3 protein-coding genes and 1 pseudogene are annotated in these 5,147 nt (G+C 66.2%); 1 reads left to right on the top strand and 3 read right to left on the bottom strand.

The window, feature by feature from the left end:
* Positions 1 to 135: 135 nt before the first annotated feature.
* The 3 genes and pseudogenes from P8Y39_12780 to P8Y39_12770 form a co-directional block, all read right to left on the bottom strand.
* The gene (locus tag P8Y39_12780; GenBank protein ID MEJ2193190.1) at positions 136 to 1,245 is read right to left on the bottom strand and encodes a deoxyguanosinetriphosphate triphosphohydrolase; all 1,110 of its coding nucleotides are present in this window, start codon (positions 1,243 to 1,245) and stop codon (positions 136 to 138) included.
* Positions 1,246 to 1,255: 10 nt separating this feature from the next.
* Complete coding sequence (locus P8Y39_12775; GenBank protein ID MEJ2193189.1) at positions 1,256 to 3,838, bottom strand: AAA family ATPase; 2,583 nt, start codon at positions 3,836 to 3,838, stop codon at positions 1,256 to 1,258.
* A gap of 490 nt (positions 3,839 to 4,328) precedes the next feature.
* Positions 4,329 to 4,637, bottom strand: a pseudogene (locus P8Y39_12770) (hypothetical protein).
* 300 nt (positions 4,638 to 4,937) lie between these two features.
* Between P8Y39_12770 and P8Y39_12765 the strand changes: the two are divergent.
* On the top strand, positions 4,938 to 5,147 hold a 210-nt coding region (locus P8Y39_12765; GenBank protein ID MEJ2193188.1), incomplete at its 3' end, for a hypothetical protein.

The following is a 5,147-nucleotide window of genomic DNA, read 5'->3' as shown; positions in this document are numbered from 1 at the left end:
TAAGGTACGCATCCGATGCGCAAGGAAGCCCCCCTCTTACTGTTCATTATCTTACTGCTGGCATCACTTCTGACCACTGCCTGCAATAAACGTATCGTAAGCCCTCCTGTACCGGAACGTCTGGTGCTTTTTCCTTTACCCCCCGATACAACGAGGATCCAGTTCCTGACACATTTTTCCGGTTCGGAAGACCTGAAGGGTAATAATGGCGGTTTGCACCGCTACCTGTTCGGGGATGAAGAGCCTGTGGTAGGTCAGCAGGGCGAAGCGGTCGGTCATCCCGGCGATGAAGTCGCATACTCGCTGCTCCCGGGGCTCCTCGCCCGCGGGGATGTCGTGGAACACCTCGTCGGGGTTCTCCCGGTAGTACTGGTACAGGTCGGAGAGTATCTTCTTGGCCTTCCGGAACTCGCGCTTCGTCTCCTCCCCCTCGTAGACGCGCTCGTAGAGGAACGCCCGCAGGGTCTCCACCGCGTGCGTCACCGCGGCGGTCATGTGGAGCGCGTCAAGGTCCGCGGCCAGGGTCTCTGCGATGAGGTCCTTCACCATGGTGTCGATGCGCCTGCTGTGCCGGTCCCCGAGCACTCGGAGGACCTCTTCGGGGATGTCGCTTTTCCTGATGACTCTGGCGCGGAGGGCGTCGTCCAGGTCGTGGTTCAGGTAGGCCACCACGTCCGAGACGCGGACCACCTGCCCTTCCAGGGTGGCCGCCTTGTCCCCGGCGGCCCGGGGGATGATGAGCCCCTTGCCCTTGGAGTGCCGGAGGATGCCGTTTCGCACCTCCCAGGTCAGGTTCAGGCCCTTGCCCTGGTTCTCCAGAAACTCCACCACCCGGAGGCTCTGCTCGTAGTGCTTGAACCCCCCGGGGTGCAGCTCCTCGAGCACCGCCTCCCCGGCATGGCCGAAGGGGGGGTGCCCCAGGTCGTGCCCCAGGGCTATGGCCTCGGTGAGGTCCTCGTTGAGCTTGAGGGCGCGGGCCACGGTGCGGGCTATCTGGCTGACTTCCAGCACGTGGGTCAGGCGGGTGCGGTAGTGGTCGCCCTGGGGGGCCAGGAAGACCTGGGTCTTGTGCTTGAGGCGGCGGAAGGCCTTGGAGTGGATGATGCGGTCGCGGTCCCGCTGGAAGCACGTACGGATGTCCCCCTCGCGCTCGGCCCGTTCCCGCCCCCTGCTCTCGGAGCTTCTGGCCGCACGGGGGTGGAGGATGCGCCCCTCTATGTCCTGCCACTGGGCGCGGATGCTCATGGGCGCGCGCTCAGGCCGGACTCATCTCCAGGGAGATGACCTTGGAGCTTCCGGGCTCCTCCATGGTGACGCCGTAGATGTAGTCGGCCACCTCCATGGTGACCCGGTTGTGGGTGACCACGATAAACTGGATGTCCCGGGAGAGCTCCTTGAGCATCTGGGCGAACTTGTGGGTGTTGGACTCGTCCAGAGAGGCGTCGGCCTCGTCCAGGACACAGAGCGGCGTGGGCTTGATGAGGAAGCTCGCAAACAGGAGGGCCAGCGCCGTCAGGCTCTTTTCGCCCCCTGAAAGAAGGGAGATGTTCTGGAGCTTCTTGCCCGGCGGCTGGGCCACCACGTCCAGCCCCGTCTCCAGGATGTTGCCCGGGTCGGTCAGCACAAGCTCGGCCTGCCCGCCGCCGAAGAGGGTGACGAAGACCTCGGCGAATTTCTCCTTCAGGGCCTCGTACGCCTCCCGGAGCTTCCGCCGGGTGGTGGTGTTGATGCGCGAGATGGCCTCCTCCAGTTCGGCGATGGACCTGACCAGGTCTTCCTGCTGCCTGGTGAGGAACTCGTAGCGCTGCTTGAGCTCCTCGTACTCCTCGATGGAGCCCAGGCTCACCGGGCCGATGGCCTCCATCTTCTTCCGCACCTCTGGGAGGCGCTCCTCGTCCTCCTCCGTGACGGGCTGGTCCTCTAGCTGGGAGAGGTCCACGTCCCATGCGTTCTTCATGTTTTCGGCCAGGTTCTCGCGCTTGAGGGCAAGCTCGGTCCGCCGGACCTCGAGCTCCGAGAGCCTCTCGGCGCGCTCCGCTATCCCCTCGCGGAGCCCCTTCAGGGCGCGCTCCAGGGAGGCCAGCTCCTCGCCCCTGAGGGTCAGGGCCTCCTGCTTGCGGGATATCGCGGCCTCCATGTCGTGGGCCCGTGCGGCCAGGGAGCGCAGGGCCTCCTCCCTCCGGGCCTCTTCCCTTTCCCGCTCTGCCATCCGCTCGCCCAGGGAGGTTATCTCCCGGGCTATCTGCGCGTCCTTGGCCGTAAGCTCCTCGATGAGGCGCCCGGTGGCCTCCCCTTCGCTCTGGAGGGCCCGGTCGCGCTCTTTCAGGGAGCCGAGCGTGAGCCTGAGCTCCACGGCCTCCTTTCTCTTCTCCTCGTGGGCGGCCCTAAGCTCGGCGATGCTTCGGGAGAACTCCTCCATCCTCTGCTCCGCCCCCGCCCGTTTGGCCTCCAGGGCCTGGATTTCCTCGTCCTTCTTCCGGAGGGCCTCGCCCAGGGCCTCGCCCTCCCGGTGAAGCTCCTGCACCTCTATGGCGAGGTGGGAAATCTTCCTGTTCAGGCGGGCCTGCTCCTCCGCGCCCCGTTCGGCCTCCCTTCTCAAGAGGGAAAGCTCCCGCTCGGTCTCGTAAACCCTCTCCCCCAGGGCGTAAAGCTCGTCCTCCAGGCCCTTCAGGGCCTCGGTCTTCCGGGCGGTCTCCGCCTCCAGGCCCCGCACCCTTTCCCGTGCGCCCTCCACGTCCTGGGCAAGCTCCCTGAGCTGCCTCTTCAGGGCCAGAAGCCCCCTGCTCCGGCCGGCCACCACGGCCCCGGTGGGCTCCACCGCCTCGCCCTCCAGGGTGACCACCAGCTCCTCCCGCGGGCCCACCCTGAGGGCGGTCTCCAGGTCCGGGACGATGAACACCCTCCCCAGGAGGGCCCGGAGCAGTCCGGCGTACTCTTCCCCGGTGCTGACCACGTCCGCCCCCCGGGCCAGCACGCCCTCCGGAAGAGGGGCCTCCCCGGGGAGCCCCTCCAGGGCGAGGGGGACAAAGGCCGTTCTTGCCGCGTTTTTCTCCTTCACGGTGGAGACGGCCCGGGCCAGGGCGTCCAGGTCGGGCACGATGAAGCCCCCTACGGCCTCCCTCAGGGCGCTCTCCACGGCCCGCTCGTACTCCGGGGGAGCCTCCAGGATGTCGGAGACCAGGGCCACGGGCGTCAGGTCGTCCCTCAGCTCCTCGCCCTCTCCCAGGGCCATCTCCCTCAGGGACTCCAGGCGCGAGACCATGGAGGCCATCTCCTCCCTGCTCCGGGAGACCTCGGCCCTCAGGGCCTCCAGGTCTTCCCGGGACCGCTCTATCTCCTCGGACAGGGTCTCCTTCTCCTCGCGCAGGGCCAGGAGGGCGGCGTTCTTTTCCTTCATGGCGGCTTCGGTCTCTCCGAGGGCGGCCTCCGCCTGCGCGCGGGCGGCCTTCATCTCTTCACCCTCCCGGTCCAGCTCCTCGCTTCTGCCCGCGATGCCCTGGCGCTCCGTCTCCAGCCGGTGGCGGTCGTTGCGCGCCGCGCTCAACTCGTCTGAGACCTTGAAGAGGTCGCGGCGGCTCGTCTCAAGGACATGCTCCTTGCCCGCCGCCTCCTCCTCGGCGGCCCGCAGGGCCGCCTCCTGCCTTTCAAGGTCCTGCGAGAGGCCCTCCATCTCTCCCCGGAGCGCCTCCCTCCTGGTGCGGTTCTCCGAAAGCCCGGCCCGGGCGGCCTCTTGCCTGCCGGCGTTCTCCCCCTGCTCGGTGCGGAGACGGACGATATTCTGCTCGATGTGCTCCCGCTCGGCCCCGAGCACCGCCCGGACGCGCTCCGCCTCGGCCATCTCGCGCTCCCAGGCCCTGAAGCTCCCGCCTCAGGCCGTCCAGGGCCTTTTCCTTCTCGGTAAGCTCTATCCTCCCGGTCTCGAGGGCCGCCTCCCGCTCGGAAAGCTCGCCCCTTCTGAGAGCGGTCTCCTCCCTGAGGGCGTCGTACTCGCCGAGGACGCCCTCCAGCGCCCCGGTCAACTGTGCCCAGTCCCTCCGTGCGATGCGCAGCTCGATGCCCCGGAGCTCTTCCAGCAGGCGCTTGTAGCGCTCCGCTTTCTTCACCTGCCGGTCCAGGGAGTTTATCTGCCGCTTCACTTCGGCCACGATGTCGCCGATGCGCTGGAGGTTCGTCCGGGAGTTCTCCAGCTTGTTGCGGGCCTCGTGGCGGCGGACCTTGTACTTGACCACGCCCGCCACCTCCTCGATGAGGAAGCGCCGCTCCTCGGGCTTCGCGGTAAGGAGCGCCCCGATGCGGTCCTGCTCCAGCATGGAGTAGCTTTTCATCTCCAGGCCGGTGTCCAGGAACAGGTCCTTGATGTCCTTCAGGCGGCAGGCGGTGCGGTTCAGAAGGTAATCGCTCTCCCCGGAGCGGTAGAGCCTGCGCGTCACGGTGGTCAGGGAGTCCCCGTTTCCCGAGGAGCCCAGGCCCGAGACGGTCAGCATCACCTCGGCCATCCCCTTGGGCTTTCTGGACTGCGAGCCGGCGAAGATGACCTCTTCCATCTTCCCGCCCCTCAGGCTCTTGGCGCTCTGCTCCCCCAGGACCCACTTGAAGGAGTCCACGACGTTGCTCTTCCCGATTTTCTCTACGCGCATGTATCGCCAGTCGGAGTGACCAGGGAAATGACCACAGTGCGGTAGTATACCCTTTCACCCCGGAGCAACACAAGACCGGCCAACGGGCCGGAGCGACAGGACATTGAAACGGCTTGCTAAGGGGGCGCTTACGGGTCGCCTTGATGTTTAAAAAGGGCACTGGTGCCCGGCCCAGCACGATAGGACATTGAAATGCTGTACCCAAGGGACGGCCGGGTTGAAGGGCACTAGTGCCCTTGTTATGGGGTTATAATATCGGGATTCCAGCGGAACGCCAGGTCTGAAGTGCAAGAGGATATCATGAACGCGCCCCAAGGGATACGGAAAATCCCCTTTGCCGGAAACGGAGACCTCCTGGCCGTTGCGGCAATAGCCCTTTATTGCCTTTCGTACTTCCTTTTGCGCATGCTCGCCCCGTCCTCGATGCAGTTGGACGAAGCCGAACAGTTCATGCGTGCCTTTGTGCCGAGTCTCATGGCACAGGGGCAGCCGCCCCTGTTCACGTGGCTG

Source organism: Nitrospirota bacterium, from assembly GCA_037386965.1.
GTDB lineage: Bacteria > Nitrospirota > Thermodesulfovibrionia > Thermodesulfovibrionales > JdFR-86 > JARRLN01.
The sequence above is the reverse complement of the archived record's forward strand: the minus strand, read 5'-3'. Positions and strand labels throughout refer to the sequence as shown.